Origin of the sequence: Candidatus Purcelliella pentastirinorum (assembly GCF_003391335.1) — a bacterium.
Taxonomy (GTDB): Bacteria; Pseudomonadota; Gammaproteobacteria; order Enterobacterales; family Enterobacteriaceae; genus Purcelliella; species Purcelliella pentastirinorum.
The window spans coordinates 285,887-311,066 of record NZ_CP028374.1; the positions used below are offsets into that span (position 1 = coordinate 285,887).

24 protein-coding genes and 1 tRNA gene are annotated in these 25,180 nt (G+C 20.4%); 12 read left to right on the plus strand and 13 right to left on the minus strand.

All coding sequences use genetic code 11. The features are described from left to right. Positions 1-6 precede the first annotated feature (6 nt). From atpG to C9I82_RS01430, 8 genes are all read right to left on the minus strand, one after another. Positions 7-894, minus strand: coding sequence for an ATP synthase F1 subunit gamma (atpG, locus tag C9I82_RS01395; protein ID WP_115956072.1), 888 nt, complete (start codon positions 892-894; stop codon positions 7-9). A gap of 56 nt (positions 895-950) precedes the next feature. Then, positions 951-2,489, minus strand: a complete 1,539-nt coding sequence (atpA, locus tag C9I82_RS01400; protein ID WP_115956073.1) for a F0F1 ATP synthase subunit alpha — start codon at positions 2,487-2,489, stop codon at positions 951-953. Positions 2,490-2,498: 9 nt separating this feature from the next. After that, on the minus strand, positions 2,499-3,029 hold the full coding sequence (locus tag C9I82_RS01405; RefSeq protein WP_162859729.1) for a F0F1 ATP synthase subunit delta: 531 nt from the start codon (positions 3,027-3,029) through the stop codon (positions 2,499-2,501). Continuing rightward, entirely contained in the window at positions 3,022-3,513 is a 492-nt protein-coding gene (gene atpF / locus C9I82_RS01410) for a F0F1 ATP synthase subunit B (RefSeq protein WP_115956075.1), read from the minus strand. The genes C9I82_RS01405 and atpF overlap by 8 nt, the downstream gene beginning before the upstream one ends. Before the next feature lie 38 nt (positions 3,514-3,551). Next, positions 3,552-3,788 carry a F0F1 ATP synthase subunit C gene (gene atpE / locus C9I82_RS01415; protein ID WP_115956076.1) on the minus strand — a complete coding sequence of 79 codons (237 nt, stop codon included), beginning with the start codon at positions 3,786-3,788 and terminating at the stop codon, positions 3,552-3,554. 36 nt (positions 3,789-3,824) lie between these two features. After that, on the minus strand, positions 3,825-4,646 hold the full coding sequence (gene atpB / locus C9I82_RS01420; protein ID WP_115956249.1) for a F0F1 ATP synthase subunit A: 822 nt from the start codon (positions 4,644-4,646) through the stop codon (positions 3,825-3,827). A gap of 162 nt (positions 4,647-4,808) precedes the next feature. Then, positions 4,809-6,671, minus strand: coding sequence for a tRNA uridine-5-carboxymethylaminomethyl(34) synthesis enzyme MnmG (gene mnmG / locus C9I82_RS01425; RefSeq protein WP_115956077.1), 1,863 nt, complete (start codon positions 6,669-6,671; stop codon positions 4,809-4,811). Between the two features lie 387 nt (positions 6,672-7,058). Beyond that, a tRNA-Pro gene (locus C9I82_RS01430) sits at positions 7,059-7,132 on the minus strand. Positions 7,133-7,784: 652 nt separating this feature from the next. On the opposite strand from C9I82_RS01430, the gene C9I82_RS01435 reads away from it, so the two are divergent. Further along, complete coding sequence (locus tag C9I82_RS01435) at positions 7,785-8,387, plus strand: phosphatase PAP2 family protein (protein WP_115956078.1); 603 nt, start codon at positions 7,785-7,787, stop codon at positions 8,385-8,387. Between the two features lie 41 nt (positions 8,388-8,428). Further along, the gene (locus C9I82_RS01440; protein ID WP_115956079.1) at positions 8,429-9,325 is read left to right on the plus strand and encodes an SPFH domain-containing protein; all 897 of its coding nucleotides are present in this window, start codon (positions 8,429-8,431) and stop codon (positions 9,323-9,325) included. Between the two features lie 84 nt (positions 9,326-9,409). Here the strand turns inward: C9I82_RS01440 and infA are convergent, their stop codons facing one another. Both infA and serS read right to left on the minus strand, forming a co-directional pair. Further along, complete coding sequence (gene infA / locus C9I82_RS01445) at positions 9,410-9,628, minus strand: translation initiation factor IF-1 (RefSeq protein WP_115956080.1); 219 nt, start codon at positions 9,626-9,628, stop codon at positions 9,410-9,412. 52 nt (positions 9,629-9,680) lie between these two features. Further along, positions 9,681-10,949, minus strand: a complete 1,269-nt coding sequence (gene serS / locus C9I82_RS01450) for a serine--tRNA ligase (protein WP_115956081.1) — start codon at positions 10,947-10,949, stop codon at positions 9,681-9,683. Positions 10,950-11,298: 349 nt separating this feature from the next. Here serS and trxB point away from each other — a divergent pair, with 349 nt between their 5' ends. The 4 genes from trxB (at position 11,299) to C9I82_RS01470 (ending at position 16,654) form a co-directional block, all read left to right on the plus strand. After that, positions 11,299-12,243, plus strand: coding sequence for a thioredoxin-disulfide reductase (gene trxB / locus C9I82_RS01455; RefSeq protein ID WP_115956082.1), 945 nt, complete (start codon positions 11,299-11,301; stop codon positions 12,241-12,243). A 1,195-nt stretch (positions 12,244-13,438) separates the two neighbouring features. Next, complete coding sequence (cmk, locus tag C9I82_RS01460; RefSeq protein ID WP_115956083.1) at positions 13,439-14,113, plus strand: (d)CMP kinase; 675 nt, start codon at positions 13,439-13,441, stop codon at positions 14,111-14,113. 140 nt (positions 14,114-14,253) lie between these two features. Continuing rightward, the gene (rpsA, locus tag C9I82_RS01465) at positions 14,254-15,918 is read left to right on the plus strand and encodes a 30S ribosomal protein S1 (RefSeq protein ID WP_115956084.1); all 1,665 of its coding nucleotides are present in this window, start codon (positions 14,254-14,256) and stop codon (positions 15,916-15,918) included. A 106-nt stretch (positions 15,919-16,024) separates the two neighbouring features. Further along, positions 16,025-16,654, plus strand: a complete 630-nt coding sequence (locus tag C9I82_RS01470) for an MBL fold metallo-hydrolase (RefSeq protein ID WP_115956250.1) — start codon at positions 16,025-16,027, stop codon at positions 16,652-16,654. Between the two features lie 55 nt (positions 16,655-16,709). On the opposite strand, the gene rplY is transcribed toward C9I82_RS01470, so the two are convergent. Next, positions 16,710-16,997 (minus strand): 50S ribosomal protein L25, encoded by a 288-nt coding sequence (gene rplY / locus C9I82_RS01475; RefSeq protein WP_115956085.1) that lies wholly within the window; start codon positions 16,995-16,997, stop codon positions 16,710-16,712. 295 nt (positions 16,998-17,292) lie between these two features. Between rplY and mutH the strand changes: the two genes are divergently transcribed. Both mutH and C9I82_RS01485 read left to right on the plus strand, forming a co-directional pair. Next, entirely contained in the window at positions 17,293-17,952 is a 660-nt protein-coding gene (gene mutH / locus C9I82_RS01480) for a DNA mismatch repair endonuclease MutH (RefSeq protein WP_115956086.1), read from the plus strand. Between the two features lie 42 nt (positions 17,953-17,994). Continuing rightward, positions 17,995-18,717, plus strand: a complete 723-nt coding sequence (locus tag C9I82_RS01485; RefSeq protein WP_115956087.1) for a TerC family protein — start codon at positions 17,995-17,997, stop codon at positions 18,715-18,717. 15 nt (positions 18,718-18,732) lie between these two features. Here C9I82_RS01485 and thyA read toward each other — a convergent pair whose 3' ends face one another. Both thyA and lgt read right to left on the minus strand, forming a co-directional pair. Further along, positions 18,733-19,527 carry a thymidylate synthase gene (thyA, locus tag C9I82_RS01490; protein ID WP_115956088.1) on the minus strand — a complete coding sequence of 265 codons (795 nt, stop codon included), beginning with the start codon at positions 19,525-19,527 and terminating at the stop codon, positions 18,733-18,735. A gap of 6 nt (positions 19,528-19,533) precedes the next feature. After that, entirely contained in the window at positions 19,534-20,382 is an 849-nt protein-coding gene (gene lgt / locus C9I82_RS01495) for a prolipoprotein diacylglyceryl transferase (RefSeq protein ID WP_115956089.1), read from the minus strand. Positions 20,383-20,645: 263 nt separating this feature from the next. On the opposite strand from lgt, the gene accD reads away from it, so the two are divergent. The 4 genes from accD to glpD all read left to right on the plus strand — a co-directional run bounded on the left by accD (position 20,646) and on the right by glpD (position 25,169). Then, entirely contained in the window at positions 20,646-21,512 is an 867-nt protein-coding gene (gene accD, locus C9I82_RS01500; RefSeq protein WP_115956251.1) for an acetyl-CoA carboxylase, carboxyltransferase subunit beta, read from the plus strand. 96 nt (positions 21,513-21,608) lie between these two features. Further along, on the plus strand, positions 21,609-22,142 hold the full coding sequence (locus C9I82_RS01505) for a CvpA family protein (RefSeq protein WP_115956090.1): 534 nt from the start codon (positions 21,609-21,611) through the stop codon (positions 22,140-22,142). Positions 22,143-22,990: 848 nt separating this feature from the next. Then, positions 22,991-23,560 (plus strand): NifU family protein, encoded by a 570-nt coding sequence (locus tag C9I82_RS01510; RefSeq protein WP_162859730.1) that lies wholly within the window; start codon positions 22,991-22,993, stop codon positions 23,558-23,560. 118 nt (positions 23,561-23,678) lie between these two features. Then, complete coding sequence (gene glpD, locus C9I82_RS01515; RefSeq protein WP_115956092.1) at positions 23,679-25,169, plus strand: glycerol-3-phosphate dehydrogenase; 1,491 nt, start codon at positions 23,679-23,681, stop codon at positions 25,167-25,169. Positions 25,170-25,180 lie beyond the last annotated feature (11 nt).

Here is a 25,180-nt window from a genome sequence, read left to right on the forward strand (position 1 = left end):
AAACTCCTAAAAATAAAAAAAATAAATAACAATAAATGAAGAACCTGAAACTATTTCCGTTAATTCTTGTGTTATTTTATTTTGCCTAATATTATTATAAATTAATCTTAATTTTTTTATAAAATTGATACTGTTGTCTGTAGCATTTTTCATAACTAAAGCACGAGATGACTGTTCACTCAACATATTTTTTAAAATTGAACAAAAAATATTTGATTTAACATATTTAAATATTAGATCATTCAAAATTTTTTCTATTCTAAATTCATATATATAATTCCATTTATGATATAAATCATTATATAATTTAATATCTAAAGATAATGGTAAAATAGTATTTAGTAAGGGTATATAACACATATTATTTTTAAACTTATTATATGCTAGATATAATCTATCTATTTTTTTATTAACATATAAATCAATCAAAATATTAGTAATATTAGTTAAATCAGATAATAATAAATTATGATTAATATTAATCAAATAATCAATAATATTAAATCCTAATTTAGCAAAATAAAGATAACCTTTGTTACCAATTATTATTAAATCAATTTCAATATTTTTTTTTAATAGATATTGAATTTTCAATAATATTTTATCAAAAAGTTTTAAATTTAGATTACCACATAAACCTCTATCAGAAGAAATAATAAAAAAAACAACACGTTTAATTTTTCTTTTCATCGAATATAATTGACTATATTCAAAATTTTTCATAGTAATAACATTAATTATATTATATATATTATTAATAAATGGATTTATATTATTAATTCTTCTTTTTATTTTAATAATTTTAGTAATTGCAACCATTTCCATTGCTCTGGTAATTTGTTTTGTTTTTTGAATAGCAGATATTTTATTATTTATTATTTTTAAATTATTCATAAAAAATAATGAACCTTAATTTTAAAAACGACGTTTTATAAAAAATAATTACTTTATTAATATTCTATACTTTTAAATAATGTTACAATATTAGTGATTTCATTCTTTATTTTTAAATCAAATTTCATATAAACATTAATTTTTTTTAGTAATTTATTATGATGTTTTTCAAAATATTTTAACAATTTTTGTGTAAATAATATTATTTTATTTAATGGAATATCACTAATAAAATTATAATTAATTAAAAATAATATTATAGATTGATGTGCTATTGACATTAAATCATATTGTTTTTGTTTCATTAATTCTATAATTTTTTCACCATTAGATAATATTTCCCGAGTTGATAAATCTAAATCACTTGAAAATTGAGAAAAACTATACAATTCTCTATACTGTGCTAATGAAGCACGTATACCAAAAGATAATTTTTTAATAATATCAGTTTGTGCTGATGAACCTACACGTGATACTGATAAACCTGGATTAATTGCTGGTCTAATACCTGAATTAAATAAATCTGTTTCTAAATAAATTTGTCCATCAGTTATTGAAATAACATTAGTCGGTATAAAAGATGATATATCACCAGATTGAGTTTCAATTATAGGTAGAGCAGTTAATGATCCAGTTTTATTTTTTATTTTACCCTTAGTAAAATTTTCAACATAATTAGAATTTACTTTAGCAGATCTTTCTAATAAACGAGCATGTAAATAAAATACATCTCCAGGAAAAGCTTCTCTACCTGGAGGTCTACGTAATAATAATGATATTTGTCTATATGCAATAGCTTGTTTAGACAGATCATCATAAACAATTAATACATCTTCTCCACAATCTCTGAAATATTCACCCATGGTACAACCAGTATATGGTGCTAAATATTGTAAAATTGCTGATTCAGCAGCTGTAGCAGATATTATAATTGTGTTACTTAATGCATCATATTTTTTTAAACAACTAACAATATTTATTACACTAGATATTTTTTGCCCAATTGCAACATATATACATTTAACATTTAATGACTTTTGATTAATTATAATATCTATAGCTAATGAAGTCTTACCAGTTTGTCTATCACCTATAATTAATTCTCTTTGTCCTTTTCCAATAGGTATCATTGAATCAATAGATTTATAACCAGTATGTAAAGATTCATTTATTTTATAACGATCAAAAATTCCAGGAGCTTGTTTTTCTACAGGTAAATATATATCACTTATAATAGAACCTTTACCATCTATAGCTTCTCCAAAACCATTTAACACTCTTCCTAGAAGATTATTACCAACTGGAACTTCTAAAAGTTTTCCAGTAGATTTAACTTTCATTCCTTCTTTTAAATGTTTATAATCTCCTATAACAACAGCATATACTGAATCAAATTCTAAACTTAAAATCATAGAATATGAATTATCTATTTCAAGAATTTCTCCATACATAACATTATACAAACCATGTATACGAATAATTCCATCATAAATAGATACAATAATACCTTTATCATATTCTTCATTATTAATATTTAAATTTGAAATACGTTTTTTTATTATTTCACTAATTTCTGTAAAATTTAATATCTGCATTTTTATTCTCTAAAGCATACCTTTTTTTAAGATATTTAATTTGTTTAATAAACTTCCATCTAATATTAAATTTTCAATATTTATAATTATTCCGGCAAATATAAACCTGTTAATTTTACAATTTATTTTAATATTACCAGTAATTTTTTTACTAATAATTTTCCTAATATTAAATAATTGAGATTTATTTAATTTATATGCTGATTCTATATTAACTATTATATTATTTTTATATTGATCGTGTAATTTTACAAATTGTTTAAATATATAAGGTATAATTATTAAACCACGATTATATAATACTATTTTAATAAAATTTTTAAAATCAAAACTAATATAATTATCTAATAAATTAATTAAAACATCAAATTGTTCTTTAGTAGAATGATGATTTAAAAAAAAACTATTCATTTTATTATTATTTATTATATTTGTTGTTAACTTTAACATATTATGCCAATATAATGTACATTTGTTTTTTAAAGAATATGAAAAAATTGCATTTGCATATATTTTAGATAAAGTAATATAATTACGCATAAATATCATATTTTTTTAAAGATGAAATAAATTTATTAACAATTTTTTTATTAATATTAGCATCCATAGATTGATTTAAAATTTTTTCTAAACAATATATTACTAATAATACAGTTTCTTTACGTAATTTTTCTTTTGTAATTTCATATTCATTTTCAATTTTTAAATATGATTCTTTAATTATTTTTTTTTGTTCTTTAATTATTTCTAATTTTGTTTCTTCTAAGATGTCTATTTTATCTTTATTTGTTTGATCAAGTATTAGTTTACAAGTTTTTTTAGTTTCATTTATTTCATTTATAGTTTGCATTTTAATTTTAGATAATTCAATTTTAGCTTTATCAACAGACAATATAGCGTTATATATTTTTTTTTCACGTTTATTTATAGAATCAATTATAGGAGGCCATATATATTTCATACAAAAAAAAATAAATAATAAAAAAGAAATTATTTCTCCAAATAATGTTGAATTAATATTCATATAATTTAACCTATTAATATTTTTTTAATAAATATTTGTTATTTAGAAGCTGAAAATATTAAATATAATGATAATCCTACAGAAATCATAGGTATCGCATCTATTAAACCCATAATTATAAAAAATTGATTACGTAATAAAGGAACTAGATCTGGTTGTCTAGCAGATCCTTCAAGAAATTTATTACCTAAAATAGCAATACCAATAGCAGCGCTTATAGAAGCGAATCCTATAATAATTGCTGCAGAAATATAATGTATAGTTAAATTTTCCATATTAATCCTTATTTATAAATTCAGTTTTTATAAAATTTAATTTTTTTTTAAAGACATCGATAAATAAACTATAGTTAGTATCATAAAAATAAAAGATTGCAAAAAAATTATTAAAATGTGAAAAATAGCCCAAGGTACACTTAATATCCATTGTATCCACCATGGAACAAATCCAGAAATTAAAATAAAAATTAATTCACCAGAATATATATTACCTAAAAGCCGCAAACTTAAAGACATTGGAATAGATAACAGAGTAGTAATTTCTAACAACAAATTAATCAATATAAATAAAGGATTATTAAATGGATGTAAAAATAATTGTTTAATAAAAAAAATAAATCCCTGATATTTTATTTTAGAATAAATTATTAATGAAAATACAACAAGAGAAATAGCTAAAGTTACATTAATATCACTTGTAGGAACAGCTCTTAAATAATTTATTTTAAAAAATAATTTAAAAAATAATGGTAATAAATCTACAGGTAACAAATCCATAAAATTCATTAAAAATATCCAACTTAATATAGTTAATGAAAGTGGAGCAATTAATTCTTTTTTACCAATATAAATAGAATTAATATTAGTTTGAATAAATTTAACAATAATTTCAATAATTATTTGTAACTTATTAGGAAATTTATTATTAAAACTATTATTTATAACAAATTTAAAAAATAATATAAATAAAATTCCTAAAAAAAAAGAAAAAAAATAACTATCAATGTTAAATATCCAAAAATTAGATGAATTTACACTAGAAGATATTAATTTAAATGAACGCAAATCAAGTTGAAGATATTTTAAATGATGATTTATATAATCTTGTGAAATTAATTTTTTTTTATCAATCATATTATAATACATTATTTCAATTTATGTAAAAAATATATAAATATTATTTATTTAATCTTAAAAAAATAAAAAAAAAATGCAAGATAATTTTTTCTAAAATGTTCAAATAAAATATATTTTAATGAAATATATTATAAATTATTATTTATATATTTTAAAATTTTAGATAAATTTAAATTTTTTAAGATAAATTAATAAGACAGATATTGCAGCTGGTGTTATACCAGAAATACGGGATGCTTGTCCTATTGAATAAGGTTTATATTTTTTAAATTTAAAAATTATTTCATTTGATAAACCCGGCATTTTATCATATTCAATATTATTAGGAATTAAAATTTTTTCACTATTTAATTGTCGTGCTATTTCTTTTTCCTGTCTAAGAAGATATCCTTTATATTTTATTTGAATTTCAACTTGTTCAGCTGCTTTTATATTATTTATCTTGAAGTTTATTTCTTTTAAATTGCATAATTGGTTAATAGTTATATTTGGTCTTTTTAATAATTTTTCTATAGTAGTGTTTTCTTTTATTTTAATTTTAAGTTGATTTTCAATATTTGAATTAAATGGAATTATTGTATTTTTAAATTTTTGTTTTTCTAATTCTATGTTTTTTAATTTCTTATTAAATTTAATCCATCTTTTTTCATTTATTAGACCAAATTTTTTACCAATATTAGTCAATCTTAAATCAGCATTATCTTCTCTTAAAAGAAGACGATATTCAGCACGAGAAGTAAACATTCTATATGGTTCAGTAATTCCACTTGTACATAAATCATCAACCATAACTCCTATATAAGATTGACTACGTTTAGGAATCCATGGTTTCATTTTTAATATATATAGTGCAGAATTAATTCCAGCTAATATACCTTGAGCAGCTGCTTCTTCATATCCAGTAGTTCCGTTTATCTGACCTGCTAAAAATAATCCTTTTATATTTTTATTTTCTAAATTTGGTTTTAAATCAATTGGATCAAAAAAATCATATTCAATTGCATATCCATCATAAATTATATTTGCTTTTTCCAAACCTTTTATAGAACGAATCATATCTAATTGAATGTTATTTGGTAAACTTGTTGATATCCCATTAGGATAAACAAGATTACTATCAAATCCTTCAAGTTCTAAATATATTTGATGAGATTTTTTATTATAGAATTTAATTACTTTATCTTCTATTGATGGACAATATCTAGGTCCTAAACTGTTAATATTTCCATTATAAATGGAACTTTTGTGTATATTATTTTTTATAATTTCATGTGTTTTTTCATTAGTTTTAGTTATATAACATGGAATTTGTTGGATTTCTTTTTTTTTGTCATTCATAAAGGAAAAAAATGGTATAGGAGAATCACCTTTTTCCATTTTTAATTTATTAAAATCAATTGATTTTTTTTCAATACGTGGTGGAGTACCTGTTTTTAATCTTTTAGTATTAAAGGATAAACTTTTTAAATATTTTGCTAAAAGAATAGATGATTTTTCTCCAAATCTACCTGCATTATAACTATAATTTCCTATATGAATTTTACCGTTTAAAAATGTTCCAGTTGTTATTATTACTGATTTAGAAAAAAATTTTGTATCATTTTCCATTATTATTCCCTTAACGGAATAATTTTTTATAATTAATTTTTTTACAATTCCTTTTATGATAGTTAGTTTTTTTTCTTTATTTAATTTTTTTATTATATTTTTTTTATATATATATCTATCTACTTGTGCTCTTGTTGCTCTTACAGCATAACCTTTGCTGGAATTTAAAGTTTTAAAATTTATTCCAGCATTATCAGTGGTATATCCCATTATACCTCCTAAAGCATCTATTTCTTTTACTAAATGTCCTTTTCCTATACCACCTATAGATGGATTACATGAAAGAGTTCCTATTTTATTTTTATTTATAGTTATTAATAATGTTAAACATTGCATTTTAGATGATGATAATGCAGCTTCTATTCCTGCATGTCCTCCTCCAATTACAATTATATCGAATTTATTTTTAATCATTTTTTATTTTTTTAATTTTAAATATATTTCTAATACTACATACATATTATTAATATATATATTATTATTATTATTATTATTATTATTATTATTATTATTATTATTATTATATATCATTTATTGTTAATAACTTTTGTTTTTGTTTAAGCTATATACTCTTGTTATTCATATTAATTGTTAATAACCTGTTAATAACTTGTTAATAACTTATCAATAATTGTTAATAACTTATCAATTATTGTTAATAACTTGTTAATAACTTATCAATAATTGTTAATAACTTATCAATAATTGTTAATAACTTGTTAATAACTTATCAATAATTGTTTAATAATTGTTAGTAATTTGTTGATAACTATTTTATATATTATGATAATATATTTTTTTTCGGCGAGGGAGGATTTGAACCTCCGACCCACTGGTCCCAAACCAGTTGCGCTACCAAGCTGCGCTACTCACCGTATCAGATTAATTTTATTATATCATATTTTATGATTAAATTTTTTTGTTATAATGTTTGTTTATTATTGTGATATTGTTAAATTTATAATTTTATTTTTGACGTTATATATCATTTTATAATGTATTTATATTTATTTTTTTATATATTTATAATTTATTTTTATATTAGTTCATTAATTGTTTTCCCTAATATGTAAAATTTATTTTTTTTTAAATTTAATATTAAATAAAATTATTTTAATAATTTTATATTTGATTATTACATATAATAGGTTATTATTTTTTTTATAAAATTTTTTTGTTAAAAATAAATTTTTAAGATATAATATATTATTGTTTTTATTTTTTAAAATTTTATAATTAAAATGTTTTTATTTTTAAATTTTATTTAATAATATTTATTTATTAAATTATATTTTTTTTTAGGTTTTTTGATGTAGTTAATATTTTTATTTATTTATGGTATTTTATTAAATTTTTTTATACATATTTAATTAATGTGATTATATAGTTAAAGATGATATTTTAATTATTTGTAATTATTTTGTTACATATTTTAATTTATTAAAAGGTATATTATGTTAGGTACTTTAATATAATTAAGTTTAAATTAATAAAATAGAATGTTTATGAGGTTTTAATTTATATTATATGTTCAGTTTTAATAAGGAAATATTTTTATATATTAATGCTACTCCTAGTTCTTCTTTTTTATTGATAAATTTGTCTATTTTTCTTGCAAAATATATAATATACTCTATACCTATATTTGTAATTTATAATTGGTTTTTTGTTAATGAATTTAATGTTTATTTTAAACATGAATTGGTTTTAAAGTCTATACTTGGGATAATTTATTCTTTATTTTATTCTTTGATTTTTGGTAAGATTTATCCATCTAATAGACCTGTTTTTGAAAATTTTGGGTATTGTTATTTTGTTGAACATGCATTCAATCAATCATATCCTAGTCATCATGGTTCTGTTGCATTTACTTTTTCTTTTATACTTATAAAATTACGGTTGTTTAAATGTGGTATATTATTTTTGTTAATGTCTTTTTTTATTTCTTGGTCTCGTATTTATTTAGGATTACATTGGCCTATTGATATATTAGGTAGTATTTTTATTGGTTTTTTAGTAATTATTTTTTCAGATTTTTTTTGGAAGTTTTATAAAAATTTTTTAATTTCTTTTTCTGTTAAGATTCACAATTTTTTGTTTTTTATATTTTTTAATAAGAATTTTTATTGATTCATTTTTTTTTTATTAAATATTTTAGGATGATATTATTTATGTTTATGTTTATATTTTTTTTATGTTTTTTTATATTAGTTATTTTTTGTTCTATTATTAAGATTACTCCTCAAGGGTTTAAATGGACTGTTGAGAGATTTGGTCGTTATATTAAAATTTTTAATCCTGGTTTAAATTTATTAATACCATTTGTAGATAGGATTGGCAGGAGAATTAATATGATGGAACAAGTATTAGATATACCATCACAGGAAATCATATCTAAGGATAATGCTAATGTTACAATAGATGCTATTTGTTTTATTCAAGTTATTGATGCTGCAAAAGCTGCATATGAGGTTAGTAATTTAGAACGTTCAATAATAAATCTTGCTATGACAAATATTAGAACTGTTTTAGGTTCAATGGAATTAGATGAAATGTTATCTCAAAGAGATAACATTAATACTAGGTTATTACATATAATTGATCAAGCTACAAATCCCTGGGGTGTAAAAATTACTCGTATAGAAATTAGAGATGTTAAACCTCCAGCAGAATTGGTTAAAGCTATGAATACACAAATGAAAGCTGAGAGGACTAAGCGAGCTGATATTTTAGCTGCTGAAGGAATTAGTCAAGCAGCTATTTTAAAGGCGGAAGGTAATAAACAATCTCAGATATTGAAAGCTGAAGGTGAAAAACAAGCTGCATTTTTGCAAGCTGAAGCTCGTGAAAGAGCAGCTTCAGCTGAAGCAACAGCTACTAAAATGGTATCTGAAGCAATCCTAAAGGGTGATTTACAGGCAATTAATTATTTCATCGCTCAAAAATATATAAGTGCCATTAAAAAAATTGGTGAATCTAATAATAGTAAAATAGTTATGATGCCATTAGATACCACAAATGTTTTAGGTTCCATTTATGGTATTAATGAATTAATTAAAAAAAAATGAATAATATATAAAATAAAAGATATTTATTTTTATATTTTTAATATAAGATTTTTTATTATAATTTATTTTAGTTTAATAAAATCTTTATCTATTTCTAAATATTATTCTACCTTTCGATAAATCATATGGTGTTAGTTCCACTATAACTTTGTCGCCTGTTAATATTCTTATATAATTTTTTCTCATTTTACCTGATATATGAGCTGTTATTATATGTTCATTTTCTAATTTTACTTTGAACATAGTATTAGGTAATGTATTAATTACTATACCTTGCATTTCAATGTTTTTTTCTTTTGACATTTTTTTTCCTAATTATATAAATAATTTATTTTTTATTTTGTTTAATTTGTTATTAATCAATAAAATTTATGTAATTCATATAAGGTTTAAGTACGTCAGGTATTTTAATACTTTTATCTTTTTGTTGATAATTTTCCATAATAGCCGCTAGTGTTCTTCCTATAGCTAAACCTGATGCATTTAGTGTATGAACAAATTCTATTTTTTTAAATTTATTTTTGTATCTAGTTTTTATTCTTCTTGCTTGAAAATCTAACATGTTAGAACATGATGAAACTTCGCAATAGGTATTATTACTTGGAAACCAAACTTCTAAATCATAGGTTTTTGTAGCACAGAAACCCATTTCTTTACTACATAATAGTACTTTTCTATATGGTAAAATCAACATTTTTAATATTTTTTCAGCATGTGAAGTTATTTCTTCTAGTGCTGAGTTAGATTTATTTGATTCTACAATTTGTACTAGTTCAACTTTATCAAATTGATGAGTTCTAATTAGTCCTTTATTTTTTTTTCCATATGATCCTGCTTCTAGACGAAAACAAGGTGTATGTGTTGTTAGTTTTATTGGTAGTTTTTTTTTTTCTAAGATAGTTTCTCTATATAAATTTGTTAATGGTACTTCACCTGTTGGTATTAAAGTATATTTTTTTGATATTTTTATTTCATTTATTTTTTTTATGTGAAATAAATCTTTATCGAATTTAGGTAGTTGTCCTGTTCCATATAAACAATTATTATTTGTTAAATATGGTACATATATTTCTTTATATCCATGTTCATTTATATGTAAATTTAACATAAATTGGCTTAATGCTCTATGTAATTTTGCTAGTTTACCTTTTATAATTACAAATCTAGATCCTGATATTTTATTTGCTTTTTTTATATCAAACCAATTATTAAATTCTCCTAATTTTATATGATCTAATATTTTATATTTTATTTTTGGTTTATTCCCCCATTTTGTTATTTCTTTGTTTAATTTTCCTATTGGGATATCATCTGCTGGTAAATTTGGTATTTTTATTAATAATTTTGTTATTTTATTTTTTATTTTATTTAATTTTATTTTATTTAATTTTATTTTTATATTATTTTTTTTAATTTTTTTAATATTAAATATAAATTTTTGATTAATTTTTTTTTTTTTTGATATTATATTATGTTCGTGTTGTAGATTTTCTGTTTCTTTTTGCAATTTTTTTCTTTTTTTTTCTAATGTAATTAATTTATTTACATCAAGTATAAACCCTCTTTTATTTAATTTCTTTTTGAATAATTCTTTATTTTTTTTTAGTTTTTTTAAATCTATCATATTTTTAATTATTTTTATATTTTGTTTGAAATAAATAATTTTATATTTATTATAAATTAATTTATTTCTTTATATTTATATATTTTTTAATTTTTTAATTTTTTATTTATTATTTTTTGTATATGAGGTTATTATATGGATATCTATTTATTGTTCAATAATAATTTTTTAAATTTTTTATTTTTTAATATTTATTTTTTACTGAAATAATATTTTATTTTAATTATAAATTTTAGTAATTTATTTAAAATTAAAAGTTTTATTTTTTAATGTTTTATTTATTTTTTTGATTTTTTGTATTTATTTTTTTATATTTTTATTTAGAGAAATATTTTATAGGATATATCTTATGTCAAAATATAGTAAATTAATAATTTTAGGGTCAGGACCGGCTGGATATACTGCTGCTTTATATTCATCTAGAGCAAATTTAAATCCTATAATTATTACTGGTTTAAATAAAGGTGGTCAATTGACAACAACAAATAATATTGAAAATTGGCCTGGTATAATTAATCCAATATCAGGAACTGATTTAATGAATAATATGCATGATCATGTAAAAAGATTTAATGTTGAAATTATTTATGATCATATAAGTTCAGTTGATTTTTCTTCTAAACCTTTTTTTTTGCAAGGAGATTACCAATCATATATTGCTGATTCTGTTATTGTAGCTACTGGAGCCAATCCTCGTTCTATAGGTATATCATCTGAAAAACGCTTTTTAGGTAAGGGTGTTTCTAGTTGTGCAACATGTGATGGTTTTTTTTATAAAGGAGAAAAAGTTGCTGTGATAGGTGGTGGTAATGTTGCTATAGAAGAGGTTTTATATTTATCAAATATATGTAATCATGTATATTTGATTCATCGTAGAAATTATTTTACTGCTGAAAAGATTTTATTAGATCGTTTAAATATTAAAATAAAAGAAGGTAAAGTTACGGTTTATTTTAATTATATTTTATATGAAATATTAGGTAATGACAATGGTGTTAATGGTATTTTAATCCATTCATCTAAAGAAAATAATAATGATTTAAAATTAGATATTTCTTGTGTATTTATAGCTATTGGATATATTCCTAATACTAAGATTTTTTCAAAACAATTAATTTTAGAAGATGGTTATATTAAGGTTAAATCTGGTTTATATGGTTTTTATACGGAAACTAGTATTAGTGGTGTTTTTGCTGCTGGTGATGTTATAGACAGGGTATATCGACAAGCAGTAACGTCAGCTGCAACTGGTTGTATGGCAGCATTAGATGCTGATAAGTATCTGAATATTTAAAAAGTTTGTTTATTTATATTAATTTTTTTTTATTTTATTATTTTTTAAAATCATTCGAAAATAAAAATAATAAAATATATAATTTTAGTTCTAATTATTCGATTTTACTAAAATAAGTATTATATTAGGTAAGATTAAATTTAGATAATTATAATAGTTTTGATTATTCTATTATATTAATCTTACATAGAAATAAATAATTTTATAATATGGCTAAAAAAAATTTGAATTTAATTTAATATGTTTATTTAATATATTATTTTACTATAAAATATTATTTTTATAATAGTGTTTTAAGTAGTTGTTTTATTGCTATAACTATGAATTTATTTAGTGATATATATTTATTGTTTATAGCAACAGTATTTATAATTCATATTTTGTTTTTTGTTAAGGTAAATACTTTATTTAGTTAAATTAATTAATGTTATATTTAATTTTAATAATATTTAGTTTATTATATTAATATGTGATTTAAAATTAAATAGATAATTTAGTTTTGTTTATTATTATCTTAATTAAAAATATATGCTATATCAATTAATTAATAATTTAATTTTTCAGATAAGTTTATTATATTTTATTATTTTTTTTTATGTACTTTCGAAAAAAAAATGAATATTTATAGTTATAGCTTAATTTATTTTAGTGCATAAAGAAGTTTGAGTATATTAAACTAATTTAGTTATTATACATAGTTATTTAATTAAAGATGTTAATTATTATATTTATTTTATATTCAATTATTATTTGTTACTAAAAAATAATTTTGTATTTAATGTACCTTCAGTTTTTTCTTAGTATATATTTGGATTAGTATTAAAGTGGTTTATTAATTAGAGTGGACATCATAAATATCAGAGATAAATTAAATTAAAGATAATTTATTATATAAAATTAAATGATATATTTACACTTTAATTTAAATTTTCAGGTTTGTATTTTTAAATGATTATAAATTAGTTGTTAATTTTAGATCATCTATATATAATATTATTTTTGATAATTATATAAAGAAATTAGACTAATTTCTTTATAAATTTTAAATAAAAAATTGGTAATTAATTAAATTTATTTAATATTTCATTTTTAAGATTGTTTAATTTATATTATTAATGAATACATTAAGATATTTTTATTTTTTTATTTTATTTTTATAATTATTAAATAATTATAATTTTTAATAGTATTTATAATGATAAATAAATTTGTTCCTGTAATAACAATTGATGGTCCGTCTGCATCTGGTAAAAGCACTATTTGTAAAATTGTTTCAAAAATATTAGGATGGAATATACTTAGTTCAGGATTAATTTATAGGAGTTTTGCTTTTTTTTTAAAAAAGAATAAAATAGAAAAATATATTTATCAAGATTATAATTTGTTGATAAGATATCTAAATATATTTATTTATAAGGATGTATTCTTTTATTTTTTAAAAGATAACAATATATTTAATCAAATTTATACATCTGAAATTGATAATATTGCTTCTAAGCTATCTGTTTATTATTTTGTTCGTAAGTTATTATTGCCTTATCATTATTTTTTTAGAAAGCTTCCAGGTTTAGTAGCTGATGGTCGTGATATGGGTACTATAGTATTTCCAGACGCTAATATAAAAATTTTTATTGATTCTAATATTAATATTCGTGTAAAACGTCGTATGCTACAATTGCAAAAAAATAATATTTATGTTAGTTTTAATAGTTTAAAGTATTTGATGAAAGATCGTGATGATCGTGATTGTAATCGTTTTTATGCTCCTTTGTATTGTTCTAATGATATGTTTATAATAGATTCAACGTTATTATCAATAGAACAAGTGATTGACAATGTAATGCAATATGTGTATAAAAAATTACACTAATGTAGTTTTGGATTTTATTAATTTTTTAGATTATTTGTTAATTCTTGTATTTATGGATAAGTATAAGGTATAAAAATTAATGGTTATTTTATAGGATATAAAATATTGTTATCATTTATGAATTAATAAGATGTATTTGTATGATTGAATCCTTTTCTGAACTTTTTGAAAAATCATTTAAGCAAATAAATATTCGTCCTGGTTCTATTATACAGGGAATTGTTATTTCTATAGAAAAAGATATTGTATTAGTTGATGCTGGATTGAAATCAGAATCTGCTATACCATTAGAACAATTTAAAAATTCTTCTGGTGATGTTAAAATAGAAATAGGAGAAAAAATTGATGTTGTATTGGATGCAATAGAAGATGGTTTTGGAGAAACTATATTATCTAGGGAAAAAGCTAAACGTCATGAAATTTGGTTAATGCTTGAAAAAATTTATAATAATTCTGAAATAGTTACTGGAATAATAAGTGGTAGAGTTAAAGGTGGTTTTACTGTTGAATTAGAAAATATACGTGCATTTTTACCTGGTTCTTTGGTAGATATTCGTCCTATAAGGGATACTACTTATTTAGAAGGTAAAACATTAGAATTTAAAGTAATTAAATTAGATAAGAAACGTAATAATGTAGTTGTTTCAAGAAAGGCTGTTATTGAATCTTTTAATATTATTGAAAGAAATAATTTATTAGAAAGTCTTTATGAAGGTATGGATATTAAAGGTATTGTAAAGAATTTGACTGATTATGGTGCTTTTATTGATTTAGGAGGTGTTGATGGTCTATTACATATTACTGATATGTCTTGGAGAAGAGTTAAACATCCAAGTGAAATAGTTAATATTGGTGATGAATTTATAGTAAAAATATTAAAATTTGATCGTAGTACTTCTAGAGTATCTTTAGGATTAAAACAATTAAGTCAGGATCCATGGATTTCTATATCTGAATTATATCCTGAGAAAACTAGATTGTATGGTAAAGTTACCAATATTACCGATTATGGATGTTTTGTTGAAATTAGAGAAGGTGTTGAAGGTTTAGTACATGTTTCTGAAATGGATTGGACAAATAGGAATTTTCATCCATCTAAACTTGTAAATGTTGGTGATGTTTTAGAAGTTATGGTTTTAAATATAGATCTTAAAAAAAGACGTATATCACTGGGATTAAAACAATGTAAAAATAATCCATGGGAGGCTTTTGCAAAAAAGTATAAAAAAGGTGAGGTAGTTAAAGGTAAAATAAAATCCATTACTGATTTTGGTATTTTTATAGGTTTAGAAAATAATATAGATGGTTTAATTCATTTATCTGATATATCATGGGATACATCAGGAAAGGATGATATTTTAAAATATAAAAAAGGAGAAGAAATTTCTTCAGTTTTATTACAAATAGATATTGAACGTGAACGTATTTCTTTAGGTATTAAACAATTTAAAGAAGACCCTATACATAATTATTTACTTATTAATAAAATAGGTTCTGTAGTACATGGAATTATTTTTTCTAAAAATAATAAAAATGTAATAGTCAATTTATCTCAGGGTGTTAATGGTTTATTGAATAATATTGATCTTTCAAATATAAATATTAATTTATTTGATACATTAAAGATTAATGATGTAATAAAAGTTAAAATTATTAGTTTTGATAAAAAATATCGTTTGATTAATTTATTTATTTTTATTGATGATAAAAAAGATATAGATGGTATTCATAATAAAAAACATGCTGGATCTTCTAATTTTTCAAATGTTATGACTGAAGCTTTTAAAGCTGCAAAAAATGATTAATAGTATTTTTATATTATTTAATTTTTTATTTTTTTATTTAATAATTAAAAATTAATTTAATTATTAAATTGGAATATATTTATTAATTTATTTTAATATGAATTATATGAGATATTCAATATTAACAACTACTGTTTTTTCTACAAATTGTGTTTTAATATGGTGTAGTAAAACTTTAGAAGCTGCTTTATTGGACCCTGGTGCTGAACTAGAAAAGATAAAAAATTTAATTAATAAATGTATGGTTAATATTACTAAGATATTTTTAACTCATGGTCATATAGATCATGTAGGTGTAGCAAAGCTTGCCTCTTCTTATTATTCTATACCTATATATGGTCCTAATATTAGTGATAAATTTTTATTTAATATGTTATCATTACAAAGTAAAATATTTAATTTTAATTTTTGTTCCTCTTTTTTGCCTAATTATTGGTTAAAAGATGGTGATATTATAAATTTAGGTAATATCTCTTTTGATGTATTACATTGTCCAGGACATACTCCAGGTCATATTGTTTTTTTTAATAAAATTAATAAATATTTATTTTCTGGTGATGTTATATTTAAAAATTCGATTGGACGTAGTGATTTTCCTGGAAGTAATTATCATAAATTAATATTTTCAATTAAAAATAAATTATTTTTATTGGGGGATGATGTTGTTTTTATTCCTGGTCATGGTAATTCTTCAACATTAGGTGAAGAAAAACTTAATAATCCTTATTTGAAATAAGTTTTTTTCTTTTTTTTATCTATTTTTGATTTTTAATTATTTTATATGAAATAGATTATTTCGTGTATAAAAAATCAATATGTATGATGTTTTCTTTATATGGGTGTTGTTGTATAGATTGTATACGAACTGTTTCTTCAATATCATTTATTTTTATAATTAATTGTTTTTTGTATATATTATTTTTATTTTTAATATTTTTTATTATATTTTCTTTGATATTAATATTTATATTTTTTTTATTTTTTCCATAAATAACAGCAGGTATTTTTTTTTTATTTCTTAGTTGTTTATTTTTGTTTTTATTTATTTTTTTTCTTATTTTAGCTTTTATAATTAACATAATGAAATTTTTAAAATTTATTAATTTTATTATTATTTATGGTTTATTATATTTTTATATAATAAAATTTTTTTGTAATTTATTAATTTTATGAGATATTTATATGTCTTTTCATATCTGGATATTAATTTAATAGATTATAAACTAATTGAAATTATATCATATTTTAATTTTATAATAAAATAATTATAGATTTTTGTTTATTTATAGATATATTTTTTTTATTATTTCATTTATTGAAATATATTTTATATATTTTATTATAAAATAGTATATTTTTTGTTATAATTTATATATGCATGAGGATGAGTTAATTGATAAATTGAAATCATTAGCTGGATTTACAATTAAAGAAATATTATTTAATAAAAATATATCCTTAGTAACTTCTTTAAAATTTGATAAAGGTTTAGTTGGTAAATTAATAGAATGTTTTTTAGGATTAATTAATAATAATTATGCTAAACAAGATTTTTTTGATATTGGTTTAGAATTAAAAACTATACCAGTAAATAATTTGGGTTTTCCTGTTGAAGATACTTTTGTTTGTTCTGCTAAATTAATTGGTAATTTTGATTATTCTTGGAAATCTAGTTATGTTAAGAATAAAATTTCTCGTGTATTGTGGATTCCCGTGGAAAATTGTAGAAGAATGTCTATTTTAGATAAGCGTATTGGTTTACCAATTATTTGGAGTCCTAATTGTGTTGAAAAAAAATTGCTTAAAATAGATTGGGAAGAAATTATGAATTTTATTATTTTAGGTGAAATAGAAAAATTAGATTCAATTTATGGGAATATCTTATATATTAAATCTAAAGCTAAGAATTCAAATTGTTTAACAAATGCTATTGGTAATGATGGTAAAATTATTATGGTTAATCCTAAAAGTTTTTATTTAAGAAAATCTTTTACAAAACAAATTTTATTTCGTAATTTTAATTATAAAATTTAAATATTTATTTGTAAAATAATTAATTTAAAGGTAATTCATAGGATGGTTTATTGGATTTTTGATTCTAATGCTTTAACAGATTTAGGAACATTAACTATTTTGGAAATTATTCTTAGTTTTGATAATATAATATTTTTATCTTTGTTGATTTCTAAGTTACCTAAAAATCAGCAAGGTAGTGCTAGATTATTAGGATTGATAGGTGGTTTATTTTTACGTATATTATTTTTAATTTCTATTATATGGATTATTAATTTTACAAATTCAATATTTTTTTTAATTAATCATCATTTTTCTATTTATGATTTATTTTTATTTTTTGGTGGATTTTTTTTATTATGGAAATCTTTAATGGAAATCTATGAATTTATCAATAGTAAAAATTTAAAGAATAAAATATGTTTTCCTTCTTTTGGTAATACTGTTTTACAAATTCTATTTTTAGATATTATTTTTAGTTTAGATTCTGTAATTGTAGCTATTGGTATTTCTAACTATTTATCTATTATAATAATATCTATTATTTTTTCAGTTTTTATTATTTTTATTTTTGTAGATACTATTAGTAAATTTATTAATTCTAATTCTTCTATTAAAATGTTATCTTTAGTTTTTGTTTTATTTATAAGTATTTCTTTAATATTAGAAAGTTTTTGTTTTTATATATCTAAGAAATATATTTATTTTTCTATGTTTTTTTCTATTATTGTTGAAATATTAAATATATTAAGATATAAGAGATCTATTAATAAAATTAATAATTAGTTTTATTTTTATTTATTAGATTGCTATCTTTGCATATATTGCTGGGTATGGATTATAATTTTTTATTTTGAAATCTTTATATTTATATTCAAATATCGAAAATGGTTTTCTTATTATTTCTAATTTTGGTAATTTTTTGGGATTTCTTTGTATTTGTAATTTTATTTGATTAATATGATTTAGATATATATGTGTATCACCTCCTATCCATATTAATTTATCAACTATTAAATCAGTCTGTTGTGCAAACATATGTATTAATAAAGCATAGCTTGCAATATTAAAAGGTAATCCTAGAAATACATCACATGATCTTTGATACAATTGGCAAGATAATTTTTTTTTATTTACGTATAATTGAAATAAAATATGACAAGGTTGCAAAGACATTTCTTTAAGTTCACCTACATTCCATGTTGATACTATTAGTCTTCTTGAATCTTTATTTGTTTTTAATTCTTTTATTATATTTTTTATTTGATCAATTTGTTCTCCATTATTGTTTATCCATTTTCTCCATTGCTTGCCGTATATAGGTCCAAGATTACCGTTTTTATCTGCCCAATTATCCCATATATGTATATTTTTTTTATTTAGTTTTTTAACATTTGTATTTCCAGTTAGAAACCATAATAATTCGTATATCACAGAACGAAAATTGCATTTTTTAGTAGTTATTAAAGGAAATCCTTTTTGTAGATTAAATATCATTTTATATCCAAAAATTGAGATTGTACCTACACCGGTACGATCATATTTTAATGATCCTTTATTTAGTATCTTTTTTATTAATTTTAAGTATTGTTCCATTTTTTTTTATTTATTATATTTATACAATATAATTATACCAGATAATAACATAGGTATTGATAATATTTGTCCTAGAGTAAAAGTATTATAGAAAAACCCAATTTGTATATCAGGTTGTCTAAATATTTCAACAATTATTCTAATAAGGCTGTAATTAATTAAAAATATTGCTGATATATTATTATTATTCTTTTTTTTAATACTATTTAATATAATAAATAGTATTATTCCTTCTAATATAAATTCATATATTTGTGATGGATGCCTAGGTAATGCTCCATAAGTATTAAATATTGTTTTCCATTTTGGATATGTTTCAATAAATAATTTATCTTCATCATAAGAATTTGGAAATATAACTGCCCATGGTATGTTATATGTTACTCTACCCCATAGTTCTCCGTTAATAAAATTACCGATTCTTCCTGCGCCTAATCCTATAGGAATTAAAGGTACTATTAAATTTGTTATAGAAAAAAAATTATAATTATTTTTTTTACTAAAATATAAAATATAAATTATTGCTCCTATCATTCCTCCATGAAATGACATTCCTCCTCTCCATATTTCAAATAAAATTAATGGATTTTTAAAAAATATTTTTGCATTATAAATAAATTCATATCCTAATCTTCCTCCAATAATTGTATTTATGAAACCGTAGTATAATAAATTTTCTAAGTTTTTTTTGTTTATTTTATGATAAAATAATATTTTATTATTTTTATTTATAATAATGTGATAGATAAATAAAAAACTTATGTAATACATTAAACCATACCAATATATTTTTATTGGTCCAAGATGTAGTATTATTGGGTTTATATTATCTGTATAAAAATATTTTTGATTCATTTTTTTTTTTTATATTGTTAATATTATATAATTATATATTTTTTTTTAGGTTACTTACTATTAAATATTTATAGATTAATTATTTTTTATTCTATTTAATAAAAATAAAATAATATTTTTTATTTATTAAAATTATATTTTTGGGTTTTAATTATCAATTATTATTTATTGATTTATTTTTTTTTATTTTTTAATTGATTTTTTTTATTTTATATATATGTTTGATTTATATATAAAATTATAATTAAATATATTAAATGTTTATGAGTTGGATTAGAAATATTCTTAAGAAAAAAAATTTAGTTTTATCAAATAAATCTAGTATACCTGAAGGTGTATGGACAAAATGTGCTAATTGTGAACATGTTTTATATGTTGCTGAATTACAAAGTAATTTAAGAGTATGTCCATATTGTGATTATCATATGAAAATAAGAGCAAGAGAGAGATTAAAAAATTTTTTGGATAATGATAGTTTTATTGAAATTGGTGATCATTTTTCTCCTAAGGATATATTACGTTTTCGTGATAGTAAAAGATATAGAGATCGTTTAATAGAAGCCAAAAAAAGTACTGGTGAAAAAGATGCTTTAATATCTGTTAAAGGTGTGCTTTGTGGTATTCCTGTTATATCTGTTGCTGGTGAATTTTCTTTTATGGGTGGTTCAATGGGATGTGTTGTTGGTAATCGTTTTCTTTATGCTGTACAGTATGCTATAAAATTATCTTGTCCCTTAATTTCTTTTTCTTCTAGCGGTGGAGCTAGAATGCAGGAAGCATTATTTTCTTTAATGCAAATGGCAAAGATTAGTGCTGTTTTAGGAAAGATGAAGAAAAGTAAACTTCCATATATTTCTGTTCTTACTGATCCTACTATGGGTGGGGTGTCTGCTAGTTTTGCTATGCTGGGTGATATTATTGTTGCGGAACCTAAAGCTTTAATTGGTTTTGCTGGGCCTAGGGTTATTGAGCAAACTTTAGGTAGTAAATTACCCAAGGGTTTTCAGCGTAGTGAATTTTTGATAGATAAGGGTGCCATAGATATGATTATTCGTCGTCAAGATATGAGATGTAAATTATCTAATTTATTAGCTAAAATTATGCATTTACCTAAGCCTATAAATTTATAGAGTAATTTCTTTATTTGTTTTAATTAAGTATTTTTTATATTTATATTTATTATATAAATTTAATTTTATTATTTATTAAGATAAGGATAATGATTTATGAATTTAATTGATTATTTTATATTTGTTATAATTTTATTATCTGCTTTTTTTAGTTTAATGAAAGGTTTTACAAATGAAATATTATCAATTTTTACTTATATTTTAGCTTTTTTTATTGTAAAGATGTATTATAAATTTATTGGTTCTTTGTTTATTGGTATAAAAGAAGAATTTTTTAGAAATATTATTTCAATTTTATTAATTTCAATTTTTATATTTATTTGTGGTTCTTTATTCAATTATTTTATATATTTTATTATAAAAAAAATTCATTTAGTAAAAATTGATAAAAAATTAGGTCTTATTTTTGGTATAATAAAGGGTATTTTAATTGTTACTGTAGGTATATATTTTATTAATACGTTTACTGAATTATTTAAATATTCATTATGGAAAAATTCTAAAATTATTCCTTTTTTTAAATGTATTATAAAATGGTTTTCTAATTATTTACATTATATTTCTTTTTTTAAAAAAATTATATTTGGTTATTTTATTTATGATATGTTATTTCTTGTGTTTTTTTTATAGATTTTTTAAATTTGATAATTTGTTTACAAGTTAGTTTATATTGTTAAATAAAAAGTGTATTTGCAGTATTAAGTATAATTATTGATATATTATTTAAATATAATTTATTTAATTTATGTGTAGATTTTTTTAAAATTATATTATTTTTTTTCTATATATATTTGTACTGTAATTTTAATTAATTCATGTTTTATATTTGTATTTTTTATACTTTTTGGTTTTAATTAAAGTATTCTTTTTATAAAAATATTATTTGTTTTTATTTTTTTATTTAAAAGTAATGAATTATGTAAAATATTTATCATTTTTTAATATTTTTTTTTAGATTAATTTTAAATAATTATAATGTTTTTAATTTGATTACAGACTATTTTTTTTTTTTTTTAGTAAAACATGGTGATATTGATGTTAAAATTAATTATTATAGAATTTTATAAATAAATTTTATTAGCTATAATTCTATCATAGATCATTCTACTATAATGGTGTTATTAGGTATACATAGAGATAATGTTATATATTATTTTTTCTATTTCATTTATATTTTTTAATTTTATATTTTTATCATGATTTGGTAAATCTATTAGATATAGTTTAAAATATTTTTTTAATTTTGATATTATTTTTTCATATTTTATAATTTGTTTTTCAATTATGTATTAATATTAAATTGGTATTATTTTTTTCAATTGTTTTAAAGTACAATGTTTCCATTTTTTTAAAATTATATTTTAATTATTAATATTAAGATATATTTTATAAAAATATTTATATTTGTATTTTATATCAAATATCATGATGATATGATGTTTTTACTGATGTTTATTTTAAATTTATATGGGTTTTATATGATTGATATTACTGGTTCCGCATTAAATCATTTTATAGAATTATTATCTATGCAAACGAAATATAATTATATTAGAATATTTATTTCTAATATAAACACTTTAGATGCTGAATGTTCTATTATTTTTTGTGATGCTAAGGGTTTAAAGAAAGATGATATTTTATTTACTTTTTCTAAATTATTGGTATATATTGATTATGCAAGCATACCTTATTTAAAAGATGCAAAAATAGATTTAGAAGTAAATGATATTGATTCTAAATTAATTATATATGCTCCATTTATTAAAGGTTTATTTGATGATTTATCATTAAAAGATAAGGTTAAATATTTTTTGATAAATAAAATAGTACCTCAACTTATTTTACATGGTGGTAATATAAAATTAGTTAGAATTACTAAGGATAAATATGTAGTTGTTAAATTTACTGGTGGTTGTAATGGTTGTTCTATGGTTAATTATACGTTAAAGGATAATATTGAATCAAAATTGTTAAAATATGTTCCTGAATTACGTGGTGTTTTGGACATTACAGATCATATAAGACATAAACGTTCTTTTTATTAATAATTAGAATTGATTATATTTTTTTATATAAAAAAAATAATTAATTTGTTATTATAAATTTTGATAGAATTTATTAAACTAAATAAAAATCTTTATTTTATGTATATTAAGGTATTTTGTGAAAACAAAAGATTTGATAGTTGTTGGTGGTGGAATAAATGGTGCTGGAATTGCTGCTGATGCTGCAGGTAGAGGGTTATCTGTTTTATTATTAGAAAAATTTGATTTAGCTTATGCTACTTCATCTGCCAGTTCTAAATTAATTCATGGTGGATTGAGATACCTTGAATATTATGAGTTTAGACTTGTTAGAGAAGCATTGGCTGAAAGGGAAGTTTTGTTAAAAATGGCTCCTCATATTATTTTTCCAATAAAATTTTTTTTACCTTATTTACCTAATTTTCGTTCTGCTTGGTTGATTCGTTTGGGTTTATTTATATACGATAGGTTAAGTAAGAGAAATAATTTACCTTCTAGTTCAAGTTTACGGTGTGATCCTAAATTAGGATTTATTTCTAAAATATATCGTGGTTTTGAGTATTTTGATTGTTGGGTTGATGATTCACGTTTAGTTGTTTTAAATGCTTTGGAGGTATTGAAACATGGTGGTGAAGTTTTAACAGGAGTTGAGGTAATAAAAGCTCGTCGTATATCAGGAATTTGGAAGGTTAAAGTTAAAGATAGTAATACAGGTGAAATTAATCATTATTATTGCAAAGGATTAGTCAATGCTACTGGCCCTTGGGTAAAGCAATGTTTTAATGATGTATTAAATTTAAAATCTCCTTATAATGTTCGTTTGATTAAGGGTAGTCATATAGTTATACCAATATTATCTAATCAAAAGCAAGCTTATATTTTACAAAATGATGACAATAGAATTGTATTTGTTATTCCTTGGTTAAATAAATTTTCTATAATTGGTACTACTGATGTAGAATATAAAGATGATCCTATTGGTGTAACTATTAATGATGATGAGATAAATTATTTATTAAATGTATATAATAAATATTTTTGTAAAACTTTAAAAAAAACTGATATAGTTTGGACTTATTCAGGGGTTAGACCATTATGGGGTAATAAAACATCTTCTCCTCAGTCTGTTACTCGTGATTATTTAATTGATGTACAGGATGATAATGGAACTGCTCCGTTATTATCTATTTTTGGTGGTAAATTGACTACATATCGTAAATTAGCAGAATTTTCTTTAAATAAATTATCTAAATATTATATAAATATGAAGCCATCTTGGACTAAAAATTGTATACTTTCTGGTGGTGATATAGGGGATTCAATCGAAGATTATTCTAATAAATTATGTATTATGTATCCATTTTTAACAAAAGATATTTCTTATCATTATTCTAGAACATATGGTACTTCTAGTAATGATATTTTAAAAGGTGTTAATAGTTTAGATGATTTAGGAGAACATTTTGGTAATGTTTTATATCAAGTTGAGTTAGATTACTTAATTAAATATGAATGGGCAAAAAAATTAGATGATGTAATTTGGAGACGTACAAAATTAGGTATATTTCTTAATGAAAAAGAAAAATTACTTATATCAAAATATTTAAGTAAATCTTTAAATGTTAAGTAAATATTTTTAAT